The following is a 23,852-nucleotide window of genomic DNA, read 5'->3' on the forward strand; positions in this document are numbered from 1 at the left end:
TTTACTCCGCACAGAACAGTTCATACATGGTTTGCAGCAGGTGCAGTACCCGCTGGTCAGCAATGCTGTAAAACACCCGCTTGCCGTCGCGGCGCGTGTTTACCAGGCCCTCCCGGCGCAACACACCCAGCTGTTGCGACAGGCTTGGCTGCCTGATGTCGAGGCGCTCTTCCAGATCGCCCACGCTGAGCTCCTCCTGGGCGAGCTGACACAGCAAGAGCAGTCGATCCGGATTGCCGAGGGAGCGCATCAGGGCAGAGGCTTCATCTGCCGACGCGCGCATGCGATCGAGGCTAATGTTGGACGTGTCGGGCATGGGCTTCCTGTTAAAGGCCGTATTAATTTACCAAATAATAATATATTGAATTATATATTATTGGAAGATATATTGAAGCCCGCAGTGAAAACCAGAGGTTGAATCATGTCTGTAAGTCGCCCCAATGTGCGCCCTTTCCTCGATCGGGATACCGAAACCTGGAGTTACGTGGTGTTTGACCACGCCGGTGGCAGCGCCGCGGTCATTGACCCGGTACTGGATTACGATGCCGCGTCGGGCGGTACCGCCACCGCTGGTGCGGAAAAGATCCTGGCGTTTTTGCACGAACAGGACCTCACGGTGGAGTGGATTCTTGAAACCCATGCCCATGCCGATCACCTGTCGGCGGCCCCGTTTATTCGTGAGCATACCGGTGGGCGTATCGCCATTGGTGAGCATATTGTGAAAGTGCAGGGCATCTTTCGGGATGTGTTCAACCTGGAAAAAGAATTTCTCGTCGATGGAAGTCAGTTTGACCACCTCTTCACCGAAGAGGAAACCTTCCGGATCGGGGAGCTGGAAGGGCGTGTGATCTACGTACCCGGTCACACGCCGGCCGATATGGCCTGGTTGATCGGCGATGCGCTGTTTGTCGGTGATACGCTGTTCCTGCCAGATGTTGGCAGTGCGCGCTGTGACTTTCCCGGTGGCGATGCGGCGACGCTCTATCGCTCTGCACGCAAGTTGCTGGAATTGCCGGGCGATACGCGGATGTTTATGTGTCACGATTACCCGCCCAATGGCGAGCGTGAATATCAGTGCGAAACCACCGTTGCAGATCAGAAGCGCGGCAACATTCACCTGCGCGATGGCATCTCCGAGGCACAGTTCGTCGAGATGCGCAGTACAAGGGACGCAAAGCTGGCGGTGCCTCGCCTGATTATTCCGTCCATCCAGGTCAATATTCGCGCGGGACAGATGCCACCGGCAGAAAGCAATGGCGTGGTCTATCTGAAGGTGCCAATTAATACGCTGTAACGTTACGATCGCGTTTCAAATGAGGAACTGCAGTTCCTCGATTTCGCTCAAATGGAGATGTCAGAGAGGTTTATCGTGAGCACATTGGAAAGTCGCAAACTGGATGACCAGGTCAGCGTATCGGCGCAGTTTGGCCAGGAAACACTCGCTGAGCTGAAATCGGCCGGTGTTGAGGTCGTGGTTTGTAATCGCCCTGAAGAAGAAGCCGGTGATGTATTGCCTTTCGATACGATGCGACAAGCGGCTGCGGCGCTCGGTATGGAGTTTGTAGCAATCCCATTCTCCCGCGGGCAGATGACCCGACGTCATTGCGAGGAATTCGCCCAGTTGTTGCAGCAGGGCAAGCGTGTCCATGCCTTCTGCCGGACCGGCAATCGTTCCAGCAATCTCTGGGCCGGCGCCAGAACGCTGCAGGGTATACCCGCCGCCGAGCTCATCGAAGCCGCCAGAAACGCGGGTTTTGATGTGAGCGGTGTGACCGTGGCGTTGAGTGGCGACGACTGATCGTCTGTTGAGAACCGACCTCAGGATCCCGAATGCAGTACCTGAAAGCCTATTTGCCCATTGCCCACTGGATTGGGGATTACAATCGCGACGCGTTGTCGAAAGACCTGCTCGCGTCGGTGATTGTGACCATTATGCTGATTCCCCAGTCTCTGGCGTATGCATTGTTGGCGGGTTTGCCAGCTGAGATCGGGTTGTATGCGAGCATTGTGCCGCTGCTAGCCTACACCCTGTTTGGCACCAGCCGGACACTTTCGGTGGGTCCGGTAGCGGTTGCCTCGCTGATGAGTGCGGCGGCCCTTGGGCAGGTCGCCGTTCAGGGTACTGCGGATTATTTATCCGCTGCGGTGATACTCGCACTGTTGTCCGGTTTGTTTTTGCTGCTGATGGGGGTGCTCAGGCTCGGTTTTCTTGCCAACTTTCTCTCGCACCCGGTCATATCGGGTTTTATCACCGCCTCGGGGATACTGATCGCCCTCAGCCAGCTCCGCCATATTCTTGGTATTGCCGGCGGTGGCAACAACTTGCCGGAAATGCTCCTTGCAATGGGGGCCAATCTGTCGGCGGTCAATATCATCACGGTTGTTACCGGTTTGGCAGTCATCGGTTTTCTATTCTGGTCGCGTCGCGGTGCCGCAGACTTCCTGGTCCGGCTCGGGCTGCACGCACACACTGCCGGTCTTCTGACAAAGGCGGCTCCCGTGGTGGGGGTGATCGCGACGGTGTATGTCGCCATGGCATTTGACTACGAGTCGCAACAGGTGGCTCTGGTTGGCAATATTCCGGCGGGATTACCGGCTTTGTATTGGCCCAGCCTCGACTGGGAACTCATCAAACAGCTGGCGATTCCCGCGGCCATGATTTCGATTATTGGCTATGTCGAATCGGTTTCTGTCGGCAAGACGCTGGGCGCGAAGCGTCGCCAAAAGATCGATATGAATCAGGAACTGGTTGGGCTCGGTGCTGCGAATATCGGATCGGGATTGTCCGGTGCTTTTCCGGTGACGGGTGGGTTTTCCCGGTCCGTCGTTAATTTCGATGCTGGGGCCCAAACGCAGATGGCCGGGGCGTTTACCGCGATCGGCATCGCATTGGCTTCCATTTTTCTGACCCCATTTCTGTACTACTTGCCGAAGGCCACACTCGCCGCGACGATTATTGTCGCGGTTCTGTCTCTGGTCGATTTCTCGATCCTGCAGAAGACGTGGCGCTTTTCCCGCAGCGACTTCTTTGCGGTGCTCGTGACCATTATCGTGACCCTGCTGTTTGGTGTGGAAGCCGGTGTATCCTGTGGAGTCGCCGCATCGATTGTGCTGTTCCTGCTGCGGACGTCGAAACCCCATATCGCCGAAGTTGGGCTGGTCGAAGGCACCGAGCACTTCCGCAATATCCTGCGTCATCAGGTTTTCACGGTACCGGAAATCCTGACAATCCGTGTCGATGAGAGCCTGATGTTTTCCAACGCGGCTTTTCTGGAGGAGCGTATCTATGATGATCTGGCAGACAGAAAGTCGGTGCGCCATGTCATTCTGATGTGCAGTGCCGTCAACGAGATCGACTGGAGCGCCCTCGAAGCACTGGAGTCTGCCAATGACACCCTGCAGGAGTCTGGTATCCAACTGCATCTGTCAGAGGTGAAAGGCCCAGTAATGGATTCCCTGGAGCGCACCGGATTCCTCGAACACCTCTCCGGCGAGGTCTTCCTGACGCAGTATCAGGCGTTCACGGAGCTTCGAGTACAAGCCGCCGGTGCCTGAAGCGCTGGGTATACGGGTTACCGTGTTGGCAGGGTAAAACCTTCGTAATACTCGCAGGGCAGTGACTTCACCTGAATCTCAAATGTGTCCGACGCATCCGGACCGAGTGCATATTGTGACAACAGGGCCGACAAGGCGACAGGCGTGCCCTGCACAAAAATGTGCGCGGATTCCTTGCCGGATTTTTCCAGTCGCCCGTCCACCCCTTTTTCGATAGCACGCTCGCGTACCCAGTGTTCGAAGTCTTCGCGATCAACGGCTCCGGTTACGGAAATCTTCAAGTGGAGTGTTTGTGCTGTGCCGTCCCGGGACCCCGGGAACAAGCTGTCCAGCAGCATCGGCGCCACGTCTCGACCAAATCCAGTGGTGGGGAAGTAATGCCAGCCAAGCGCAGGGTTGCAGACGACGTCGCTGATCAACCAGGGTTGGTGGGAAGGCGGCTGGCTGATGTCCTGCGCAATAATGTCGACACCAGCGAGCACCGGGTTAAAGAGAGAGCGAACTGCCTTGGTCGCGATATGCGCGAACTCTTCATGGATCGATTCACTGACATCTGTCAGGTTATCGCGGAAGATCCCTTCGCGCAGAGATTTAGATTTCTTCCCCTTTTTGTTGCGGCCGCTTTCTTTTCTCAGGCCGGAAACCACTCGGCCGTCAATCACCAGTAATCGGTAGGTTGCAGACTCCTGCTCAATCCGCTCAGTAACTGCCGAGGCAGTACCAAGAGAGGAGGCGACATGGTGTTGCTCGAGTAGTTTGGTACGCAATCCGTCATGGATGCAGGCTCGTCTCGCACCCTGCAGAACTACATCAGGCATGGCGCGATGGAAGAGAGTTTCGCGTCCCTCACTTTCGATCGCGAATACGGAACTGCTGATTTCCGAACTCTTCAGATTGCGCCGATAGGCAGCCAGGCTAATGAGGGTTTTCTGGCCGGATAAATGGTGCTTGAGAGACCGATCAAAACGATCATGATCCCAACGCGGGGCAATGGCCAGCGGTGTCGAAACGGGTGTATCTACTGAAGTTCGAGCACGATGGTTCTCTTGAGGCTGAAATTCTTCGAACAAGTAATCAAACAGTAATTGGGGTAGATCGATCGCTTCGCCAAAGTTGGGGAAGACCGGGGCCGAGGTCGCAGAATTTGTGTTGATTTCAATGATATAGGGTTTGCACGCATCAGCGGTGTCGTAGTCTGGTACCAGCACATCAACACCCACATGACAAACGCCCGGAAATGCCTTCGCCGCGCGCTCGGCAATATCCAGAATAGCGGGATTGAGATGTTCGATCAGCTGGATACCTTCACCCCCCACCGAGACGTTCGCAACACCCGACAGCCACACTCTCTCGCCACTATGGGGAACGCTGTCCAGCGCGCGACCGGATTTCTCCAGAAGTTCGGTGCGCTGAATGTATTCAGACATCAAAAGGTGCGCCGGGTTTTTGCGACGATTCTGGTTCTTCAGGTCAATGAGTTCCTGAATCGTGTGCTCACCATCACCCACCACGTTGGCCGGGATCCTTAAGCAGGCGGAAACGGCACGCCCCCCGAGAACATTGACCCGGACATCGCTACCTTCGAGATGTTGCTCGATTAAAATGGTGTCTGATTTGTCCCGTGCGATCTCCCACGCCTTATGTAACGCGTCTTTGTTGTCCACACCGGTGGTGATACCGCGTCCATGGCTGCCCCGAATGGGCTTGACCACCACAGGGCCGTCCTGCTGTTCGAAGTAGCGCAGGGCCTCCTCGTAGTCTTCGAATACCTCGCCAGGAGGGACTGGAATGCCATTTCTTGAGAGGACTTCTTTGGTGATGTGCTTCAGCTGTGCACAAAACCGGTAAACTTCAGAGGTTTCCGCAGAATTCTGGCAAAAAAGGATGCTCTTGCCAGCGCCCGAAACCGTGTAGATGCTCTTGGTGAGATAGTTTAAATCGAGTCCCCGCAATCGGGCCGTTTCGGTAATCAGTAGCTGGTCGATATCCCCCTGCATAGAGAAATAGGGCGAGCCAGAGAAATCATTTTCTTCCTCGAGTAATTCACTGTTCAACAAACGCTCCTGGGAAAAACGGTCCCTGAACAGACTTTCGATTTGGATTTTCTCTTCCATTAGAAAACTCTCTGATTCCAGTAATGCAGCTTGGCTGCTGCAGTATTCATCGTATTCAGGCGGGAATTTGCGCTATCCGACTCATTAGAATGCTACTCGCTAATGGTCCAGCGTACCTCCACGTCCACCAAATGGGATTGGTCTTTGAATGCCTTGGGCCAGGAGTTCGACCAGACCCAGCCGAAGTTGCGCGTGAGAATGACCTTTTCAGATCCTCCAGTCCCAAAGCCATAACCAAATTCAGGATCCAGCGCCAGATTGGGGTCCACGGGAATCCACTCGCCGTTCAGGAATACCTCTGCTGCATGGTGATTTGGTTGGCGAAATACCTGCCGCTTGCGGAACAGGAACTCGGAGGTCACCCGCGCCGGGTATCCCATTGCTCGGGCTATCGCCACGAACAGTGCAGCGAACTCGGTGCAGTCCCCCTGACGTTCGTTCAGTGCGTAAAGGGCACCTCGTGAAGGCATGACTTTGTATTCGAGTCGTTCCTGTGGAATCAGGAAGGCGGCGCGCAACCGACTCTCGTCATTGTTGAACGAGCGTTGAATCAAACGTGCGATCCGCACGACGGCTTCAGTGTCAGACTCAACATATCGCCCGGGAATGGTGTCAGTCGGCTGCGGACTGGCGTGGCGAAATCCGCCGTCGGCTACGGACTTGGGGGCTAAGTTGTAGGGTTTTAACTCAAGGTCAAAATATACGGTTCTCGTCGATTCGGTCAGGGGAGGGATGTCCCACTGCATCTCAACATAGCGACCCCGGCCGGCCGATCGCTCTTTCTGTTGGTGGTGTTCTTGCGGCCCGTAACGCACATTGAGGAGTGATTGCTGCCGATGCCCGGATACCGGCATCGCAATTCGGTGAATGTATCCCTCTACGACTTGGCGCGAGCGGTTTTCGACAGTGACTTCTGCCGTCAGAGTAATTTTTCTGCCGGTGCTAGCCTGTCCGTCGTTGCTCAGGCCGAGTAGCGAGAGCAATCCACTGAGAGAAACCGCCAGGGCCATCGGCCATTGTCGCATTGGCATGTCAGAGGACGCGGCGGAGTCTGTTCTGCTCCGGCGACCAGGAAATGCATTGAAGTGTGTGGGCGAGGCTGGCAGGCACCTGAATGCGTGGCATCGGCATCGGCCTCAGCATAGTTATGGTCATGGTCGCTTACTCCGGCGGGTACACCGTCTTCCAATCTTCTTTCATATCGATGACCAACCAGTTATTTTCCTTGGCCTGGTCCAGAGCTTCGTCCAGACGACCAACGTGCGATTCCCGGTCGTAAGCCCACTCTCGCTTGCCATCGGTATGATGCAGAATGACCGGAAGGCGCGGCCCGCCTCCTGTCGCGGTCCATTGCAGCATCTGCAGGTCACCATCAGAGTTGCCGAATGCCGCAATCGGCCGGCGCCCAATATGCAGGTGAATTCCTATTGGCTTTTCTCCTTCATCGTTGAAGAAGTGGAGCTTTGGCTGGCGAATCAGCCGTGGGTCGCCATCGCGATACTCATAAATGCTTTCCAGAGAACTACCGACGACGCGCTCTGGCGGTATGCCATAGACGACCTCCGTCCAGGGACGCATAAACTCAATACCACCACCGGATACAATGAAGACTTTGAAATTGTTTTCATGAAGGTAGCGGATCAATTCCAGCATCGGCTGGTAAACCATGTCGGTATAGCGTTTCCCGGTTTTCGGGTGACGTGCGGTCTTCAACCAGTCGGTGACAGTCTCGGAAAATTCCTTTGTGGTCATTCCCGCATGAGTCGCCATGACCAGCTCCATCATGGATTTTTCGCCGCCCTTTAATGCGGCTTGAATATCTCCACGGAGGATGGAAGCAAAGGGTTCCTCGGTTTTCCATTCGGGATGCTCTGGTGCGAGCGCCTTGATTCGGTCAATGGCAAATGCCAGCTGTACGTAAATCGGCTGCTCGCTCCACAAGGTACCATCATTATCAAAAACCGCGATGCGCTCACTCGGTTTGACATAGGTCTTGGCTGTCCGGTCAGTAACTCCTTCGACAAACTCAACGATCTTTGTTCTGGCGTTGCCATCACTCCACGACTGCAGTTTGCCTTTTGCACTGTCACCAGGACGGGGGGCTGCGTGGGCGAAAGCGACCAGCACCGCAAGGATCGCGGCCATTATGATTGAGCTAATGTAGCGGGCATTCATAGAGGTTCTTAACGCAGCCTGCGTGATCCATCGTGGAATCGAATGGGACTGCATAGCAGCCCCAAGACGTGTGTTATCGACTGCCTACGCCCGACTCAAGTTGCTTCTGGATCTTTTCCAGATTGAACGAGCCGGGTTTCTGGCTAGGTGGATATTCCTGCATGGTATTCAGGAACTTACCAATGTATTGCTGCATCGGAACCAGTACATAGGCACGATCAAGAAACCAGTCGTTGTAGGTGTTGGAGTTGTGCTGGGCCCGCTCGAAGGGGTCCCGACGTAAGTTGAACAACAAAGGAATGCGCAACTGTACAAACGGCTCACGCCATACTTCAAACGCACGCCCTCGGTTCTCGAGGAAGACCGCCTTCCAGGCGTTGTAGCGCATCGCAACCACCTCCCCGTCATCGTTGACGTAGATAAATTCTTTACGTGGTGACTCTTCTGCTGAACCTTTGAAGTAGTCGAGCATGTTGTAGCCATCGATGAAATTGCGATACTTGCGTCCATCGAGGCGAACGCCCTTGGCGAGAGATTGCCTGATGTTGGGTGCACCGGCTGCAGCCGCGAAAGTGGGTAGCCAGTCTTCATGGGAGACAATCCCGTTCAGTGTTTTTCCGGCTGCGAACTTGCCCGGCCAGCGTACGAATGCCGGAACACGGTAAGCGCCTTCCCAGTTGGAGTTCTTTTCACTTCGGAAGATCGTGGTGCCGGAATCTGGCCATGTATTGAAGTGTGGCCCGTTGTCAGTGGAATAGAATACGATCGTATTTTCCGTGATGCCCAGGTCATCGAGTTGCTTTAGCAGCTCACCCACATGCATGTCATGTTCGACCATGCCATCCTGGTATTCGTTACCATGGGGTCCGGATAGTCCCGTGTGCTCCTCTTTTACATGCGTGCGAAAATGCATTCGCGTCGCGTTCCACCAGACGAAGAACGGTTTGTCGGCTTCATGCTGACGGCGAATAAAGTCTTTTGCGGCAGCTAGCGTTTCCTCGTCAATGGTCTCCATACGTTTTCTGGTGAGCGGCCCGGTATCCTCGATGCTGCCTCCGGCAAAGGACTTGATGACGCCCCGGGGACCATACTTTTTGCGAAACTCCGGATCTTTCGGGTAATCACGGTTTTCCGGCTCCTCCTCGGCATTGAGGTGGTAAAGATTGCCAAAAAACTCGTCAAACCCGTGGTTGGTCGGTAAATGCTCGTCCAGGTCACCCTGGTGGTTCTTGCCAAACTGTCCCGTTGCATAGCCTTGTGATTTCAGCACAGTGGCAATGGTGACATCGCTTTTTTGCCAGCCTTCTTTGGCACCCGGTAGCCCGACCTTGGTCATGCCCGTGCGTACGGGGACATTTCCCCCGAGAAAGGCAGCGCGTCCAGCAGTACAGGATTGCTGGCCATAGTAGTCAGTGAAAGAAAGACCCTCTTTGGCAATTCGGTCGATGTTGGGAGTCTTGTAGCCCATCATCCCTTTGCTATTGGCGCTGATATTCCACACGCCAATATCATCACCCCAGATTACAAGAATGTTGGGTTTTTCCGCGGCTGATGTCATGACTGGCACGAGCGAGGTCATGAAGAGCAATATGCCGGCAATAGAAAGACGTGAGGTGAGCCTGTTTTTGGCCATCGAGAGACTCCACACAATGGTTGAACGCGATTCAAAGTTAAAGGGGCGCACTATGGAGTGTAGAGGTCCTGCGCCGCCGGCCTGTGCGAAGGGTGGGGTTGTGTTGGGTCAGCTGCCAGATTTCCCTCGGTGATGCGGAGATTTCAACCTAAGGCCGCGCGGCGTTTGGCATATCCGGGAACACCTGTTCACCGGCGACATAAGTTCGGTATATGCCGATTTCACGGAGCTTTTCAGGTGGTGTAGTGAGCGGATCGTTATCGAGAATCACCAGATCCGCATACTTGCCGGGCGCAATACTACCGATCCGATCGTCCATGTGGAGCTGCCAGGCGGCATCGATCGTCATGGCACGTAGACCCTCCTGTACAGATAGCGCCTCGTCTGCGCCTAGTGGATTACCCGTGCGCGTATGACGAGTGACCGCGGTTTGAAGCAGACTCATCGGGTCGGCAGGAAACATGGGCGCGTCGGCGTGCAGGGAAAACCGGACGCCAGCACGCCCTGTGCTGCCCGCCGGTAGCAGTTGTTGTGCCCGCTGAGGCCCGAGGATGTCCTGAGAAAGGGCATCACCGTAGTAATAGATATGGTTGATATGGAAGCTAGGGGTGAGCCCCAATTCTGCGACCTGGGCCAGTTGTGGTGGTGGCAGGAACAAAAGGTGTTCCATTCGATGCCGATGATCGCTGCGGGGCGCGTCGCTCAGTACTTTGCGGAAAGCCTGTATCACGTCGGCCGCAGCGGCGTCGCCCTGGGAATGCACAGCGACCTGCCATCCGGCCTGATGGAACTGACGAATCTGGCCTTCGAGCACTTCGGGTGGAACCACGGGTTCACCAGTGTGGGGGGCATGAATTTTCAGGCCGTCGCGCATGAGCCTTGAGTCACGGTAGGGGGCCTTCAGATACATGGAGCCAGTGTAGGGAGATCCGTCGTACCAGAGTTTGACACCCAGCACCTTAAAGAAATCATCACCATTTTCAGGCGAGGCTGGCAGGCGCGCTGAAGCGGGCTCCACCAAATAGACGAAGTTTCTCAGTTGTGCCTTGCGTTCAGGTAACAGGCCGACAAGCTCCAGTATCCTGTGCTTGAGAGAATCTTTTCGACTGGAGACGTAGTCATACATCAGCAGTGAGCGGCCGTCCTTGTCAAACAACCCAAGGGTGGCAATGCTGGTAAAACCGCGTGCTTCCAGTGTATCCAATACCGCTACCGCATCACTCTTGACGTCGACGAGTTCGAGTACTTGTTCGGTAAAGGGCTCCATTGCAGCGATTTCCGCGATAAAACCGGTCAACTGGCCATCATCGTCTTTTTCGTAGTAGCTGCCATTGCCAGGGTCAGGGATGTCCCTGGTGATACCGAGTGCTGTGAAGGCTGCTGAATTGGCCCAGGCGGAATGAAGACTCTGGGCGACGATAAATATCGGATTTTCTTTGCCGATCGTATCCAGGTAGTCGAGTGTTGGCGCTTCCAGTCCCGCAACCAGCATGGGGTCGAACCCCCTGGCAAAGATCCATTCACCCGGTTCTGCCTTGGCTGCCGCATTTTCCAGTTTTTCCCAAACCTGTTGCGGTGTTTCATTGGTGAAACCACTCAGGTCGAGAAAGCTATTGGAAAACGCGGCAACATCCGGATGGGTGTGGGCGTCGATAAAGCCGGGCATCAGGGTTCGCCCCTGAAGATCTATCTGCTCGGTGCGTGGTGGGCTCTGCGCAAGTAAATCCTCGCGGGCGCCTACTGCCTGAATGAAACCATCCTGTACCAATACCGCCTCGGGGTGACTTCCCTCTACCATAGTGAGGATATTTCCTCCATAAAACAAAATCGGCTTGGAGTCCGTTTCCTGACTGCATCCTGTAGTTAACAACAGCATGCATACGCTCAGGAGAACGCCTGCAATCGTAGATTTTGAGATGCGAGAGCAAGAGAGGGCGGCACTCGGGGGCATAAAACGTAGTCCCATTGGATAGGTTGTTGTTATTGGGCGTACAGTTTAACTGGTGTTCCTGTCGACGTCAGTTCATCACTGCAGCCATACATGGTATCGACAACCATAAGGAAAAAAGAGCGCGATGCATTGTTTGAAATCCGCTGGGATAGAGCAAAGGTTCCTCGGTCAAGTCGAGGGGGTGGCGGATGGGTTGCGAGATCGGTCAGGGTACCACGCCGACTTCTTGTGCGTAGGCTTTCCACTGTTCTATCAGTTCTTGCATAACTTCCCGGCGTGCGCTGGATAGGTCCCGGGTCTCGCCGGGATCTTTGGCAATATTGTACAGTTGCCACTCACCATCGCCGTAAGGCGGTGCAATGGATACCGCTTTGAAATCGCCACGGCGAATCCATTTGCCACCCCCCATTTCTCCCGCGATCGGATCTTCTGGCGCGTAGAGTGCAGCCGTATCACCGGCCAATAACTGTCTCATAGAGCGACCTTTCATCGGTTCCACCGCATGGCCACGAAACTCGTTCAGATGAGGCGCATTGGCATAGGACAGTAGGGTCGGCATGATGTCCCAGACATAGCTCAGGGCGTTACTGCGTCGCCCGCCATTGATGCCGGGCCCGGCCATAATCAGCGGTACCCGAATGCCGCCTTCGCCCACTGTCATTTTGAATAGATCGAGAGGGCCCGAGCCCGCATGTGCCCAGCCAATACCATATGCGTAGTTCGATCCGGGGTGGCCAATGTTGCCGACGGAGTTATCGAACTGTGCCAGCCATTCACTACCGCGGTTGCCCGGGTAGTCTTCACTGAACCAGGGATTTGAACCGTTATCCGAAAGGAAGACCACAATGGTATTTTCCAGTTCGTCGATATCGCTGAGAAAGTTCATGACCCTGCCAAAGTGGTAATCCATGTTGGTTACCATGCCCGCATACACTTCCATACCTTTTGCGCTGAGAGCTTTTTCTTCGGGTGACAGGGCTTCCCACTTGGTCATTTTCTCGGGGGCAGCCGGAACACGTGCGCTGGGTATGACGCCCAGGCGCTGCGCCGACTTCGCGCGCGCTTCCTTGAGTTGGTCGTAGCCCGTGTTGTAGTCGTCCTGGTACATGCTCAGCCACGGTTCCGGTACATGCATCGGGTCGTGTGGGGCGGTAAAAGCCAGATAGGCGAGAAAGGGTTTTCCGTCACCCCGATTTTTGCGAATGGCCTCAATCAGGAAATCGGTATAGTTTCGAGTTGCGTAAAAGTCTTCCGGCAAGGTTTCCAGGCGTTTACCGTTTAAGGTGTATTCGGCAAATTCCTCCTGCCCAGCCAGTAAGCCGAATCGATCACGCCAGTAGCTGGCGCCACCAAACAGCATCGAAAAGGCGGTGTCAAACCCCCGATCAAAAGGGAATTGTCCAGCCTGGTGTCCGAGGTGCCATTTGCCCGCCATATAGGTGTGATAACCATGATGGCGGAGTACCTCGGCGAGCGTGATCACCCGCTGATTCAGGAAACCCTCATAGCCGGGTTTTCCGGCATGTGATTCGGTAAGCAGCTCACTCATGGTACCGAGGCCAGCGACGTGATTGTCCGTACCGGTCATCAGCATGGCGCGGGTAGGGGAGCAACTGACCGAGGCATAGAAACTGGTGAATTGCACGCCCCGCTTGGCCAGCTGGTCGAGATTTGGTGTCTTGATTTCACTGCCGTAAGCGCCCAGATCGGTCCAGCCGAGGTCATCGGCAACCACCAGTAGGATATTGGCGCGCTTCTGGGGCTCCTCGGTTGTTGGCGCCTCCGAGGCTTGCGTCGCGGTTGTGAGGAGGAGTAAAGGGACGATCAATACAGCAATGAGCGCCATCCGGATTTGGCGTGACATTGAGGTAACCTTTTTTGCCTGACAGCAAAAAAGCCTAGCAGTCTCGCTGTCAGCAGCCCTGAATTTAAAAGAATAAGCGCCAAAATATGCGGTTCAGCTCGTAGAGATGGCGCTATTCCAATTAGAGTTTGAGTGTCATAAACAGGCTGTTGGGATCTTCGCAATAGTCGCCGAATGGGGGACACTCGGCAAACCCGAATCGTCGATAAAGTCGATGTGCAGGGTAGAAGAATGGTAGGGACCCGGTTTCCAGGCTGACCTCAAGATAATCACGTTCTCTGGCGGTGTTCAGCATGTGCTTAAGTAGTGTGCCTGCGACGCCTTTTCCCCTTGCATGAGCAGCAGTTCGCATGGATTTGATTTCGCCGTGCTGCGGACCCAGTGCACGTAATGCACCGCATCCGACCAGCTCTTGATGATCAAAAACTGACCAGAAAGTGATGTCGGGATGGCGCAGGCTCTCTAGATCCAGCGCGTGCACGCTCTCCGGTGGTGAAATAGCACGCATATCGTCGATATGCTCTTCGAGGAATTGTGCAATCTGGGGGGCTTTGAGGTCGTCGAGCAGGATGTTCACTTGATACTCCAGTAAGTGATGCAGCGTCGCGCAGTATAAAGCAACTTTCATGCCTACGGCTCATTCTTGGCGTCGCAGGTCCTTAGGGAGGTTCCCGCCGGCAGGCTATGCTGGCAGGCAAACACAGGTTAATACTCGGATTGGAGACGGGTACCAGATGGCAGAGTTCATTATCTATTCATTGGTGGCGTCGATTGTCCTGACGACCCTTGTTAATTTACTACCCATACTATTCCCGAGAGCGGCCAGCAAGGCGCAGAAGAAGATTGAAGAATATACGCGTAAAGCGATTGAGCAGCATGAAGACTCGAATCGGCCAAGGGTGAAGGTATTTTTTCCCTGGAAGGCCATGATTTTGATTTCCATTGTGTTGACTATTCTGGTCAACGTTATCCGCTTTTTCTCCCGATAGATGATGGTTTATGACTTCTCCTGCAGATAGTCATGGATTGCCGGGCACTATAGTGTCTTGACCTGCATCGAGACGAGTTTTTCTCCGCATTGTAATCGCCGCTGTCCAACCTCCTGGAAGCCGAGACGGTCGTGAAAACGCTTTGATCGCAGGTTAGGCGGTGACAGATTGTACTCGCAGGTGATTACAGGGACTTGGCATTCTGAAGCGTACTTAAACAGATTATGATAGAGGGCAGTACCCAAGCCCATGCCAGCTGTGTCTGCGGCGACAACAATTCGGTCGATATAGATAAAGTGGGTATAGCGCTGCGCGAACCATTGGAAATTAGCGTTTTCATAGTGCGCATCCTGACGAAAAGCAATCAGGAAGGCCTTAGTGGTACCGCCAACACTGGCGACCTTATGGTAGCAAGCCTGAGCATGGAGAGATTGCAGCTTCGCGGCAGTAAGCGGGCTGGTTTCAACTTCAAACGCTCTGTTTAGGGCCAGGACGTCTTCAAAATCAGTCTCGACAGCAGGCAGCAAAGTCAGGCCATCACGGTTTTGCTCGGTGACACGCTGAGTGGGCCTAGAATCTGTCATTGTCTTTTAGCTGCAGATTATTGATTTTGGTGATACCGAGGACTTTCAAGACCAAATTCCTCGCTGCGCGCAGAACGGGGTATACGACTGAAGCGACGCGTTTCGAGCGGAATATCCAGTAGTTCATGCGGTTGAACAGACCGCTTTTTCCCCCGAGCAGGGATAGCATGTGAATGGCCTCTGAACCGTAGTAAAGATTGTCGCCGACCTGCAACACCATGCCCTGATCGATATCCAGCCCGCGACGGGTGACTTCCTCCATCAGAGTACCGTCGTCCCGCGCATCGACCAGCTTCAATGTGCCCAGATCTTGTTGAATCCGTATCAGATGGCAATAGTAATCGCACATTGGACACTGCTTGTCATACAGCAGGACAATCTCTCTTCCTGCTCCTGGGGCGGCATGATTCACAAAAGTATGATCCTGAATTGCACTATCGTTGTTTTCCTAAGGGTGAATCGCTTCCAGGTTCTCCAGTTGGCGATCCATGACACGGAACCAGAGTGGAGGAACCAAAGCCAGCATCATCATTCCCGGGTATCCAGTAGGCATCTGAGGGCTATTGTTGTGGTGTCTCAACACTGGGTAAGGTCTGCTCGCGCGCGCATGATGGTCAGAATGGCGCGACAGCTCGAACAGGCTGAGGCGCCCAAGCAGGTGATTGGAGTTCCAGGAATGTACCGGGGTGACACGTTCATAACGACTGCCAGTCAGTGTCCGCGACAGCCCGTAATGCTCGATATAATTGACGGTCTCCAGTAGCAGAATTCCGCTCAGTGCAGCGATGAGGAAGCAGAAACCGGCCTTGGCCCCCAGAAGCCAAAACATCAGAAATACACTCAGTATCTGGACTGCTTGCCAGAACAGCATTTCATTGCGGGGAGACAGCCAGTGACATCCCTGTTTGGCGAGTCGCCGGCTTTCCAGCCTCCAGGCAGAGATATACCCATCGCGAATCGAACGAATCCAAAATTGATATAGGGGCTCCCCGCGTCGGGCACTGGCAGGGTCGTCAGGCGTCGCGACGCGTTTGTGATGGCCGCGATTATGCTCGATGAAAAACTGGGTGTTGAGAGAGGAGAGCAGCAGCAACTTGGCGGTGAGTCGGGCGGCTCGATCGGGGCGATGGCCCAGCTCATGCGCAACGTTGATACCAAAGGAACCGCACATTAACCCCACACTGGTAACCGCGCCAACGAGGGCTACACCGTGCAAGTCCGGGAGTCGGAAAAAGAAGTAGGCCAGCAGCCCATACTGTACCGGCAGGGCGAGATAGAGCAGGGCGTCATACAGGGGGTCGCTGAGAACTGCTTGTTCATCGGGCTCGCTGAGATTGGCGGTCGGCGCCGGCACCAGGTAGTCCAGCATTGGCATCAGCCCATACAGATAAAGCAGCGGAACAAATGTCCAGAGACCGCCAAATGTGAGGCCTATCCAGACCAGCAGTGGCAGGATATACGCGACCAGGTAACGAGTTGCGCGCAGAGAGTGCATAACGCCCCCTTCAATCATTCCGATGTGCGTTTGGGTTTCCAGTCTGACCGGAACAGCGTCGACATCAGGATCATTAAAGCCCGGAAACCGACGCGGTGGCAACCGGCAGGGAAAATGGGGCGTGCCATGGTGGCTGTCTCTTTCCCGTGGGGCTGCAAGCCGCCCGACACCCGTGAGAGCACCGGGCTAGAAGAGCTCGTCGAGGACCAATGTCTGGCGCGGAGGCCCGGACTCAAGGGTTTGGGAAAGCAGGCACTGTGCTACTTGCTCTCCGGTGATGGGGCGATACTTTCTCAGTCCCGGCAATTTGCACAGCAGAGGGAGCCACCTGGCTGCGAGCTGCTCGCCGAATCGTTTTTCATCGCGGTGCCCGAGGAGCAGGGACGGTTGCAGGATGCTGATCCGCTGGAGTGGCAGCTGGAGAACCATTTCCTCCAGTTCACCTTTCATGCGGAGATAGGGGCTCAGGCTGTTGGCGTTGGCACCACTAGAAGATACCAGTAAAAAGTGGCCTGCCTGTTGGTCCGCCGCTAACTGCGCTGCCTGCCATTGATAGTCGAGGTCCACGCGACGCTGGGCCTCGATAGATCCTGCTTGTTTCCGGGTTGTGCCCAGGCAGGAGAATACACAATCCACGGTAAATTGTGGCCGGTGGTCGGTAAGCGCTTCGAAGTCCACAACGATATTGTTGACCTTCGATGAGGGATGTGGGGCCGATCGCCTTGTGAGGGTGACGATATGGGAAAATGCTTCGGATTCCGCGAGTAGATCCACCAGTGATCGACCTACCAGCCCGGTAGCGCCCAGTACCATCGCCGTTTTCGTCATGCTGGTGGCTTGCCTATTTGGTTTAACAGCCCGTCATTATTTTGCACCGGAATCGGAGATGCAACCTGGGCCAGAGCGACAATTACTGATTGGACATTTCCTCTTGCCGCATGGGCATACTGTCGATTCGCTGGAAGACGGCGGGTAGATCGAGCCCGGTGTATTGTGCCTTGATACCGCCATCCTTGCCGATCAGTAGAATCGAGGCATCCCCTGATCGACGTAATGTCTCTTTGATTTCATCGCGCAGTGTAGCGGGAGCACTTTGCGTCCAGTTACTTTTGATCCCGTTGGGGGTCACCAGAAACCAAATCAGATCACGGTCGTCAATTTCGGATTTTTGTTCAGCAAGTTGCTTTACAAGGGGAGCCGGGCTGTCCGATGCCTGAATCAGAAGAAGGCGTTGCTTCCACTGATAATCGCGCAGCCGCTCTGCGGCCAGTCCAGGCACTGAGAGCAGGGCGCAAATCAATAGGGCAGCAAGACTTCGTTCAGATACTCGGCACATAGCGCAGGTCTCCGATCGGCGCGAACAGACAGGTACAGTATACACACCACAGACATGGCTCGGCTGCAGACTGCTAGCTGGGCGGCGATAAATAATGAGTGGGTAGTGGCCGGCGATTGCCGGCCACGGACAAGCCCTGTAATCAGATTTTCGGGCGGACCTCCTCAGGTCTGGGAGGTCAGGTATGAGAGGATTTCAACAACTTGGGCGGGGCTGGTCGCCCAGGCTTGCGCGGCCCCATCAACCTCCTTGAGGGCGTGGATCAGTGCTTCGTCATGCAACGTGATATAGGGCCTTCCCAGCGCGGCGCAATAGCCCGCATCGAATGCCGCATTCCATTGCTTGTACTTGTCGCCGAAGCGAATCACTGCAATGTCGCAATCCTTGATGGCTGTTTGGATACGAATAGCATTAACCTTGGCCGACTTGTGATCGCGCCAGAATTGTGCGCTCTCGTTGCCAAGGCAATCTCCGGCGGCATCGCTGGCTTCGTGGTTGGTGACTGCGGTCGTGAACGCGACGTCGATGCCACGATGCTCACAGCCCTGGATAATCTGTTCGCGCCAGTCGGTGTGGATTTCGCCAGAGAGATAGACTTTTAACTTCATCGGATGGACCTGTACGCCTTAAGCTCAACGTTCTAAAAGTGGTTGTATATGGTAAAGGTTTACCGGGAAAATCTGAATCACTCATGACCGTACACTAGGATTTCAGGCCGAGATCTGAATAACCGTTGCGGATCGGCAGAGAATAAATACTTTCGGTGCCAATGAAATGCTTCAGTTCGTAAATGTTCGAAGCATCGCTTAGTATGAATTGCGAACCCACTGGTCAGCGGCCAGATGTTCCGTAAGTGGTCTAAGCTGCCAATAGTCTATTGAAAAACTCATCAAACTGGACACGACTATGTCTTGCTCAAACACCCATTCACATCCAGAGCACAAACACGGTAGAGGTTGTGGACATACCGCCGTGCGCCATGGAGATCATACGGATTACCTCCTGGATGGCGAACTGCACCATCCGCACGGAGACCACTGTGACGGCCATGTGATTGAGGTCAGTGATGCCAATCCGGATGGTTGCCAGCCGGTGCATACCTGCGGTGACCACGTGCATGGCCCTGGCTGCGGTCACGAGGCTGTCCCTCATGGCGACCATATCGACTACATCGTCGACGGCCGTCTGCATCACGCCCACAATGGCCATTGTGATGATCACGGGCCAATCGAGACGCTACCGAACTAGTCGGGCCTCTCGCCCATCGGCGGCGTCGTGCCGCAAGTATCCTCTTGTCCGGCCAACGGAGGAGGATATCTGCGGCGCTGACACTCGCCGTTTGATCAGATAGCTACATCGTTTCCGTTCTCGCTGTGCAGTCGTACGTCAAATATCGGCTGTAAAGCCTGTATCCCATGCCAGACGCTGCCCTTGAAGTTGTCTTGTGGTATTCCGGAAAGCTTTTGGTCCGCCATCGCCCGACGATAGACCCTCTCTATAATCAGTCGCGCCAAGCCACCTGCGCAGGTTTTCGCCAGGTCCGCCGGCGGTAAGTCCCAGAGCATCTTGCAGTTAGCACTGCAAAAATACATCGCCATGGTTGTTCACGTATGACCTTATAGGTCATCAAGCTGTGACCAATCCGATCTCAGCACCCAAGTCCGATTTACTTTGGGTCTTACGGAATGCATTAGCCGGTCCGTGGCAAAGGCCAACCTGTTGGAGAGGCTCAGTTCCCCCAGTGGTTGTCACAGGTTTCCATTACTCTCTGGACTAAGGCCGCCGGCCGCCCATAGCGGACGGCCGCGCCTGCCATAGCATTACTCGCCAGAACGAAGCCGGCGGGGCTATGAAATTTCCCTAAAAATAGTGGTCCCTTAGCGAACCTTCGTACTTGCCATTACGCATGCAGCACGCTTTGAAAGCGGCGGCCGGAACCGCAAGGGCAAGGGTCTTTCCTGCCAAGCTTTTCGAGGAGCTCTTTTTCCTTGTGAACGACGCGTACGCCACGCTTGACCTGGGTTTCTGACGGGAATCCCTTTCTTCGCTTACTGGTAGGCTCGAAAAAAGAAGTTGCTTGAGGTATTGGTGGGTTGCATGTTGCACCTCCTGATGCTGGTTGTGCGGGGCGCGAATCCTAAACGAACACAGAACCCGATTTCAAGGGCTGAAAAACGTAGGTCGCGATATTCGAGGTTCATGATCTTCCCTTGCGCGTGCCAGGCCGGCAGGCCGTGAAATCCCGAATCTACTGCGCCGGTTGTTAAGGGCGGATGGGCATAAGTATTTAGTGCTCAGAAAATAGACTGGGGTGCTGGCCGTGGAGATCCGCGCCAAGCGCAGAGTCGTATCACTCACATTGCGCAAATGTGGTCGTCGCTTCTGTTACTCGGATCACTCCACCGTTTACCCATTGGTTCAGATTGGACTCTTTCCAGGAGAGGTTTGGCGATACAGCAGACGAGTTTCCTGTAGCATGGTGTCAATGAGGTAGGACAGGAACGGATCTGGATCTGACTTGGGATATTGGAGGGTGAGTCTGTGAAAAGGTGGAAGTGCCTGCTGGCAAGCGGGGTTCTATGTGTATCGGCTGGTACCTTGGGGGAATCGAAATTTGTCGATTACGCCTCTGTACCCGGGAACCCCACCTATGGTGACGTCACGGCACTCGCGTTTCGCCCGTATGACCACAAGATCCCATACGGTGAGCTTTCCGATCAGTACGGCCTCTTGTGGTTGCCGGCACAGCCCGTGGAGACAACGCGGCCAATTGTCATTCTGGTACACGGCGGGTGTTGGTTGAACGCGTATGACATCGAACATACCTATCCGTTGGCTACCGCACTTGCACAGGCGGGTTATCCGGTTTGGAACCTGGAATACCGTCGCTCTGACCAAGCAAGTGGCTCCTGGCCTCGCAGCTACGACGACTTGCGTGAGGGAGTGAAAGCGATCGCCCGTCTCAATGGTTACGGCGTGACTAACGATAACGTCGTCATTGTGGGGCATTCGGCTGGTGGACACCTGGCGCTACTATTGGCGGCGAGCTGGTCCGAGATGTTCCCGGAGAACGCACCGCGAGTCACAACGGTTGGGCTTGCAGCCATCACGGACATCGCTCAGTACGCCAATGGGGAGAGTGGTTGTCAGCAGGCGGCGAAGGCTTTTATGGGCGGTTCACCCGTAGACCTGATCGACGACTACGCAGCGGCCAATCCAGTAGGGAAGGTTATTTCATCACCGGTGGCATTACTGCGGGGTGACGGCGACCAGATTGTTCCAGAGGATCAGTTTCGCCGGTTCAAGACCGGCAATATTGTCAAAAAAGTTCAGCCCGGGGCTGGCCACTTTGACTGGGTGCACCCCGGTACGCCCGCATTTCAAACGTTAGTAACGGTTCTGGACGCCATACCAACCGAAACGGCAACACAAGATTTGAGTATCAATGAGTCAGCTGGAACTTCTCAAGCGATCCGTTAAGCGATGCGGTGCGTCAGGTGCCGCTTCGACCATACTACCGACGGCGGAAGAACTGGATCGGGATGATCCTTTAGCACGCAAGCGTGAGGAGTTTGCGTTGCCCGGTGAAACCATCTATCTCGATGGCAATTCACTCGGGCCTTTGCCTTACGCTGCGCAGCAGCGCGCCCGCGAGGTGGTGGACGAGCAGTGGGGACGTGACCTGATCAGCAGCTGGAACAAGCATCACTGGATTGATTTGCCTGAATCCGTCGGAGAAAAAATTGCCCCTCTACTGGGTGCTGGCCCCGGCCAGGTGATTTGTTGTGACTCTATCTCCGTAAACCTGTTCAAGCTGATCGCAGCGGCTTTGGCGCTCAATCCGGGTCGGCACAAGATCGTTTCACAGCGCGACAATTTCCCTACCGATTTATATGTCGCCCAGGGGCTACAGCAGTTACTTGGCCAGCAGCGCTGCATGCTGGTCGAGGTTGAAGAAGATCAGGTTGCAGGCGCCCTGGATGAGGAGGTTGCGATACTCCTCCTCACACAAGTGAATTTCCGCAGCGGCTTTACGCACGATATCCAGCATTTGACGCGGCTCGCCCATGAAAGCGGTGCGCTGGTGATCTGGGACCTGGCCCATAGCGCGGGTGTGCTGCCACTACAGCTTGACGATTGGCAGGTAGATTTCGCTGTGGGCTGTGGTTACAAGTATTTGAATGGCGGACCAGGGGCGCCGGCCTTTGTTTATGTGGCGACCCAACACCAGGGGGCTTTGCAGCAGCCTCTTGCTGGTTGGATGGGGCATCAATCGCCTTTTGAGTTTTCGCCGGAATACCATCCAGCAGCGGGTGTTCGCCAGTTTCTTGCTGGCACACCTCCCGTACTATCCATGAGTGTCCTCGATGCCGCACTGGGTCTATTCGAGGATGTATCCATGCAACAAATCCACAGAAAAGCATTGGGTCTGGCAGACTTCTTCGCCGCATTACTGATGCAGAATCCAGTGTTGGACAGTCTCGAATTGGTTAGCCCGCTGGATCATGCAGTAAGGGGAGGGCAGTTAGCCTACAAACACGCGGATGCTTATGCGATTTGTCAGGCGTTGGGCGCGCAGGGAGTCATCGCGGACTTTCGTGCGCCGGATATCTTACGGGTTGGCTTTTCGCCATTGTTTCTGCGCTACCAGGATGTCGCGCAGGCGGTAGATAAGCTGGGACATGTCATGGCGAAGGCACTCTATCGGGCGGAGCAATTTAACCGAAAGAGTAAGGTCACCTGAGAACGTAGGTGGGCAGGGTCTTTGTCGGTCTCGCCCACTATGTTCTGCATATCAGAATGACCGCAAGGTATATCTATTGATAGTGAATAGCGAGCCAGATGCAGGTTTCCTCCTCTGAGGTCCAACTGACCCGATGCCTACAGTGGGCGGGGATATCCAGATAATCACCTTTTTCGAGTCGTACCGTCGAACCGTCCACAAACTCCAATTCTGCTGCCCCTGCCAACAGTACCACCCATTCCGCGCGTTCCTGGTCGTACCAGTCGTGTTCCGCAGACTTGTGCCCCCGAGAGAGAATCCTTTCGATCAGGGTACGGCTCGAGCCGCCGAGTTGCAGAAACTGTTCGGCATCAAAAGCGCCATTTGGAATATCTGAAAATAGGTTCCCCTGCTGCATAGTTGGCGCCTCCGAGTTAGACATGCGGTGCGCTAATCGTGTTTGGTCTGTCCGCGGGCTGTCAAGGGGTGCCGGCTTGACTCAATCCCTGTTATGCCGGGGCTCAGGTCCAGACCGCGATAACAGCCATCAGCGACAACCCCAGTACCGCCGCAAACCATTTGCTGAGCCGGTCAGGTGGAGGGGGCAGAAACTCCTCGCGAATGACATCAAACGTGGCGATATACAAAAAGGCGCCCGCTGCGATGGCATCAAACATGGCTTCAAACAACAGCTGACCATGGCTTTGCAGAAATTGCGATATAAGAGTGCCAATCAACAGGCCGAGGGGCGTCATCACGGCAAAGCCTGTAATGAGCCCGAGCGCGCGGCGACGCGGCAACCCAATTCGGTTGAGACTGGCGCCTAGCGCAAACCCGGCACTGATCTTGTGAGCGATCACAGCAAGAAACACGACTGCAAAATCGCTCAGGGACGCTTGGGCACCCATTGCCAGCCCGGCCAGTAAAGAATGGACAGAAAGGGTGAGTAGAAGCAGGTAAGGATAAGAGTTTGATGCCTCGACCGCGTTTATCATCCGCGGGAATTCATCGGTGATACTGGTTCCAACGGGTACACGAGCGACGCGTGGTGCCACGCGTTCCAGAAAGAGCAGGAGCAAGAATGCTGACGCAGCCAACAACATGGCCCAGGGGTAATCACTGTCAGGCCATAGGCGCTGGAACTCCTCATTACCCTCTGCGAGCAGGTGAATGAGCCCCGCGCTGAGTAACACGCCACCTGCGAACGCGATACCCCAGCTGAGCCAGCGCCTGCCTCGCGCGCCTGACTGCACCCACCACGGCAGCATCCCTCCGGCAACGCCGCAGGTAAATAACAGTGCTGCTGAAGCGAGTTTAAGCGTCAGGATCATTACGTGGAGGCTGCTCAGTTGCCCGCATTTCTTCTGGGGTAAGCACCACTATAGGAAAGTTGTGGCTGGAAGGCGTCAGAAGATTACGGCTGGATGACCGGG

The 23,852-nt window shown here is 54.9% G+C and carries 24 protein-coding genes; 6 read left to right on the forward strand and 18 right to left on the reverse strand.

All coding sequences use genetic code 11. From position 1 onward, the window contains the following. Position 1: 1 nt before the first annotated feature. Positions 2–316: an ArsR/SmtB family transcription factor gene (locus ACXAD0_RS10850; RefSeq protein ID WP_475088420.1), complete on the reverse strand. Its 315-nt coding sequence runs from the start codon at positions 314–316 to the stop codon at positions 2–4. Between the two features lie 105 nt (positions 317–421). On the opposite strand from ACXAD0_RS10850, the gene ACXAD0_RS10855 reads away from it, so the two are divergent. The 3 genes from ACXAD0_RS10855 to ACXAD0_RS10865 all read left to right on the forward strand — a co-directional run bounded on the left by ACXAD0_RS10855 (position 422) and on the right by ACXAD0_RS10865 (position 3,555). Further along, entirely contained in the window at positions 422–1,294 is an 873-nt protein-coding gene (locus tag ACXAD0_RS10855; RefSeq protein ID WP_475088421.1) for an MBL fold metallo-hydrolase, read from the forward strand. A 75-nt stretch (positions 1,295–1,369) separates the two neighbouring features. Then, positions 1,370–1,798 (forward strand): protein tyrosine phosphatase family protein, encoded by a 429-nt coding sequence (locus ACXAD0_RS10860; RefSeq protein WP_475088422.1) that lies wholly within the window; start codon positions 1,370–1,372, stop codon positions 1,796–1,798. Between the two features lie 32 nt (positions 1,799–1,830). Further along, positions 1,831–3,555, forward strand: a complete 1,725-nt coding sequence (locus tag ACXAD0_RS10865; RefSeq protein WP_475088423.1) for a SulP family inorganic anion transporter — start codon at positions 1,831–1,833, stop codon at positions 3,553–3,555. A gap of 17 nt (positions 3,556–3,572) precedes the next feature. On the opposite strand, the gene ACXAD0_RS10870 is transcribed toward ACXAD0_RS10865, so the two are convergent. The 7 genes from ACXAD0_RS10870 to ACXAD0_RS10900 all read right to left on the reverse strand — a co-directional run bounded on the left by ACXAD0_RS10870 (position 3,573) and on the right by ACXAD0_RS10900 (position 13,920). After that, the gene (locus tag ACXAD0_RS10870; protein ID WP_475088424.1) at positions 3,573–5,669 is read right to left on the reverse strand and encodes an ATP-grasp domain-containing protein; all 2,097 of its coding nucleotides are present in this window, start codon (positions 5,667–5,669) and stop codon (positions 3,573–3,575) included. A 92-nt stretch (positions 5,670–5,761) separates the two neighbouring features. Beyond that, positions 5,762–6,694 carry a transglutaminase-like domain-containing protein gene (locus tag ACXAD0_RS10875; RefSeq protein WP_475088425.1) on the reverse strand — a complete coding sequence of 311 codons (933 nt, stop codon included), beginning with the start codon at positions 6,692–6,694 and terminating at the stop codon, positions 5,762–5,764. A 136-nt stretch (positions 6,695–6,830) separates the two neighbouring features. Further along, positions 6,831–7,898, reverse strand: coding sequence for an HAD family hydrolase (locus tag ACXAD0_RS10880; RefSeq protein ID WP_475088426.1), 1,068 nt, complete (start codon positions 7,896–7,898; stop codon positions 6,831–6,833). A gap of 19 nt (positions 7,899–7,917) precedes the next feature. After that, positions 7,918–9,477, reverse strand: coding sequence for an arylsulfatase (locus ACXAD0_RS10885; RefSeq protein WP_475088427.1), 1,560 nt, complete (start codon positions 9,475–9,477; stop codon positions 7,918–7,920). A gap of 148 nt (positions 9,478–9,625) precedes the next feature. Next, positions 9,626–11,275: an amidohydrolase gene (locus tag ACXAD0_RS10890; protein WP_475088428.1), complete on the reverse strand. Its 1,650-nt coding sequence runs from the start codon at positions 11,273–11,275 to the stop codon at positions 9,626–9,628. A gap of 358 nt (positions 11,276–11,633) precedes the next feature. Then, positions 11,634–13,292 carry an arylsulfatase gene (locus ACXAD0_RS10895; protein WP_475088429.1) on the reverse strand — a complete coding sequence of 553 codons (1,659 nt, stop codon included), beginning with the start codon at positions 13,290–13,292 and terminating at the stop codon, positions 11,634–11,636. A 121-nt stretch (positions 13,293–13,413) separates the two neighbouring features. Continuing rightward, positions 13,414–13,920, reverse strand: coding sequence for a GNAT family N-acetyltransferase (locus tag ACXAD0_RS10900; RefSeq protein WP_475088430.1), 507 nt, complete (start codon positions 13,918–13,920; stop codon positions 13,414–13,416). Positions 13,921–14,026: 106 nt separating this feature from the next. On the opposite strand from ACXAD0_RS10900, the gene ACXAD0_RS10905 reads away from it, so the two are divergent. Next, entirely contained in the window at positions 14,027–14,281 is a 255-nt protein-coding gene (locus ACXAD0_RS10905; RefSeq protein ID WP_475088431.1) for a DUF2905 family protein, read from the forward strand. A 47-nt stretch (positions 14,282–14,328) separates the two neighbouring features. Here ACXAD0_RS10905 and ACXAD0_RS10910 read toward each other — a convergent pair whose 3' ends face one another. The 8 genes from ACXAD0_RS10910 to ACXAD0_RS10945 form a co-directional block, all read right to left on the reverse strand. Further along, positions 14,329–14,865, reverse strand: coding sequence for a GNAT family N-acetyltransferase (locus ACXAD0_RS10910; RefSeq protein ID WP_475088432.1), 537 nt, complete (start codon positions 14,863–14,865; stop codon positions 14,329–14,331). Further along, positions 14,852–15,277 (reverse strand): DCC1-like thiol-disulfide oxidoreductase family protein, encoded by a 426-nt coding sequence (locus ACXAD0_RS10915; protein WP_475088433.1) that lies wholly within the window; start codon positions 15,275–15,277, stop codon positions 14,852–14,854. Before ACXAD0_RS10915 ends, ACXAD0_RS10910 begins: the two co-directional genes overlap by 14 nt. Positions 15,278–15,313: 36 nt before the next feature. Further along, entirely contained in the window at positions 15,314–16,360 is a 1,047-nt protein-coding gene (locus ACXAD0_RS10920; protein ID WP_475088434.1) for an alkane 1-monooxygenase, read from the reverse strand. A 186-nt stretch (positions 16,361–16,546) separates the two neighbouring features. Continuing rightward, positions 16,547–17,188, reverse strand: coding sequence for an NAD-dependent epimerase/dehydratase family protein (locus tag ACXAD0_RS10925; RefSeq protein ID WP_475088435.1), 642 nt, complete (start codon positions 17,186–17,188; stop codon positions 16,547–16,549). Between the two features lie 82 nt (positions 17,189–17,270). Continuing rightward, positions 17,271–17,696: a DUF4174 domain-containing protein gene (locus ACXAD0_RS10930; protein WP_475088436.1), complete on the reverse strand. Its 426-nt coding sequence runs from the start codon at positions 17,694–17,696 to the stop codon at positions 17,271–17,273. Positions 17,697–17,860: 164 nt separating this feature from the next. Further along, positions 17,861–18,304, reverse strand: a complete 444-nt coding sequence (locus ACXAD0_RS10935) for a YtoQ family protein (RefSeq protein WP_475088437.1) — start codon at positions 18,302–18,304, stop codon at positions 17,861–17,863. Between the two features lie 319 nt (positions 18,305–18,623). Further along, complete coding sequence (locus tag ACXAD0_RS10940; RefSeq protein WP_475088438.1) at positions 18,624–18,917, reverse strand: hypothetical protein; 294 nt, start codon at positions 18,915–18,917, stop codon at positions 18,624–18,626. Between the two features lie 679 nt (positions 18,918–19,596). Further along, complete coding sequence (locus tag ACXAD0_RS10945) at positions 19,597–19,782, reverse strand: SEC-C metal-binding domain-containing protein (RefSeq protein ID WP_475090367.1); 186 nt, start codon at positions 19,780–19,782, stop codon at positions 19,597–19,599. A 455-nt stretch (positions 19,783–20,237) separates the two neighbouring features. Here ACXAD0_RS10945 and ACXAD0_RS10950 point away from each other — a divergent pair, with 455 nt between their 5' ends. Both ACXAD0_RS10950 and kynU read left to right on the forward strand, forming a co-directional pair. Beyond that, on the forward strand, positions 20,238–21,176 hold the full coding sequence (locus ACXAD0_RS10950) for an alpha/beta hydrolase family protein (RefSeq protein ID WP_475088439.1): 939 nt from the start codon (positions 20,238–20,240) through the stop codon (positions 21,174–21,176). Next, entirely contained in the window at positions 21,142–22,440 is a 1,299-nt protein-coding gene (kynU, locus tag ACXAD0_RS10955) for a kynureninase (RefSeq protein WP_475088440.1), read from the forward strand. The genes ACXAD0_RS10950 and kynU overlap by 35 nt, the downstream gene beginning before the upstream one ends. Before the next feature lie 73 nt (positions 22,441–22,513). On the opposite strand, the gene ACXAD0_RS10960 is transcribed toward kynU, so the two are convergent. Continuing rightward, the gene (locus ACXAD0_RS10960) at positions 22,514–22,837 is read right to left on the reverse strand and encodes a cupin domain-containing protein (protein WP_475088441.1); all 324 of its coding nucleotides are present in this window, start codon (positions 22,835–22,837) and stop codon (positions 22,514–22,516) included. A 103-nt stretch (positions 22,838–22,940) separates the two neighbouring features. Next, positions 22,941–23,750, reverse strand: a complete 810-nt coding sequence (locus ACXAD0_RS10965) for a ZIP family transporter (RefSeq protein ID WP_475088442.1) — start codon at positions 23,748–23,750, stop codon at positions 22,941–22,943. Positions 23,751–23,852 lie beyond the last annotated feature (102 nt).

The organism is Microbulbifer sp. ABF4_148, assembly GCF_056158985.1.

Coding starts and splice junctions, on each gene's coding strand:
- ACXAD0_RS10850 (WP_475088420.1), bottom strand. CDS start 316: ATGCCCGACACGTCCAACATTAGCCTCGATCGCATGCGCGCGTCGGCA.
- ACXAD0_RS10965 (WP_475088442.1), bottom strand. CDS start 23,750: ATGATCCTGACGCTTAAACTCGCTTCAGCAGCACTGTTATTTACCTGC.
- ACXAD0_RS10890 (WP_475088428.1), bottom strand. CDS start 11,275: ATGGTAGAGGGAAGTCACCCCGAGGCGGTATTGGTACAGGATGGTTTC.
- kynU (WP_475088440.1), top strand. CDS start 21,142: ATGAGTCAGCTGGAACTTCTCAAGCGATCCGTTAAGCGATGCGGTGCG.
- ACXAD0_RS10870 (WP_475088424.1), bottom strand. CDS start 5,669: ATGGAAGAGAAAATCCAAATCGAAAGTCTGTTCAGGGACCGTTTTTCC.
- ACXAD0_RS10855 (WP_475088421.1), top strand. CDS start 422: ATGTCTGTAAGTCGCCCCAATGTGCGCCCTTTCCTCGATCGGGATACC.
- ACXAD0_RS10930 (WP_475088436.1), bottom strand. CDS start 17,696: ATGTGCCGAGTATCTGAACGAAGTCTTGCTGCCCTATTGATTTGCGCC.
- ACXAD0_RS10885 (WP_475088427.1), bottom strand. CDS start 9,477: ATGGCCAAAAACAGGCTCACCTCACGTCTTTCTATTGCCGGCATATTG.
- ACXAD0_RS10960 (WP_475088441.1), bottom strand. CDS start 22,837: ATGCAGCAGGGGAACCTATTTTCAGATATTCCAAATGGCGCTTTTGAT.
- ACXAD0_RS10905 (WP_475088431.1), top strand. CDS start 14,027: ATGGCAGAGTTCATTATCTATTCATTGGTGGCGTCGATTGTCCTGACG.
- ACXAD0_RS10865 (WP_475088423.1), top strand. CDS start 1,831: ATGCAGTACCTGAAAGCCTATTTGCCCATTGCCCACTGGATTGGGGAT.
- ACXAD0_RS10935 (WP_475088437.1), bottom strand. CDS start 18,304: ATGAAGTTAAAAGTCTATCTCTCTGGCGAAATCCACACCGACTGGCGC.
- ACXAD0_RS10895 (WP_475088429.1), bottom strand. CDS start 13,292: ATGTCACGCCAAATCCGGATGGCGCTCATTGCTGTATTGATCGTCCCT.
- ACXAD0_RS10900 (WP_475088430.1), bottom strand. CDS start 13,920: ATGAAAGTTGCTTTATACTGCGCGACGCTGCATCACTTACTGGAGTAT.
- ACXAD0_RS10925 (WP_475088435.1), bottom strand. CDS start 17,188: ATGACGAAAACGGCGATGGTACTGGGCGCTACCGGGCTGGTAGGTCGA.
- ACXAD0_RS10875 (WP_475088425.1), bottom strand. CDS start 6,694: ATGCGACAATGGCCGATGGCCCTGGCGGTTTCTCTCAGTGGATTGCTC.
- ACXAD0_RS10880 (WP_475088426.1), bottom strand. CDS start 7,898: ATGCAGTCCCATTCGATTCCACGATGGATCACGCAGGCTGCGTTAAGA.
- ACXAD0_RS10910 (WP_475088432.1), bottom strand. CDS start 14,865: ATGACAGATTCTAGGCCCACTCAGCGTGTCACCGAGCAAAACCGTGAT.
- ACXAD0_RS10920 (WP_475088434.1), bottom strand. CDS start 16,360: ATGCACTCTCTGCGCGCAACTCGTTACCTGGTCGCGTATATCCTGCCA.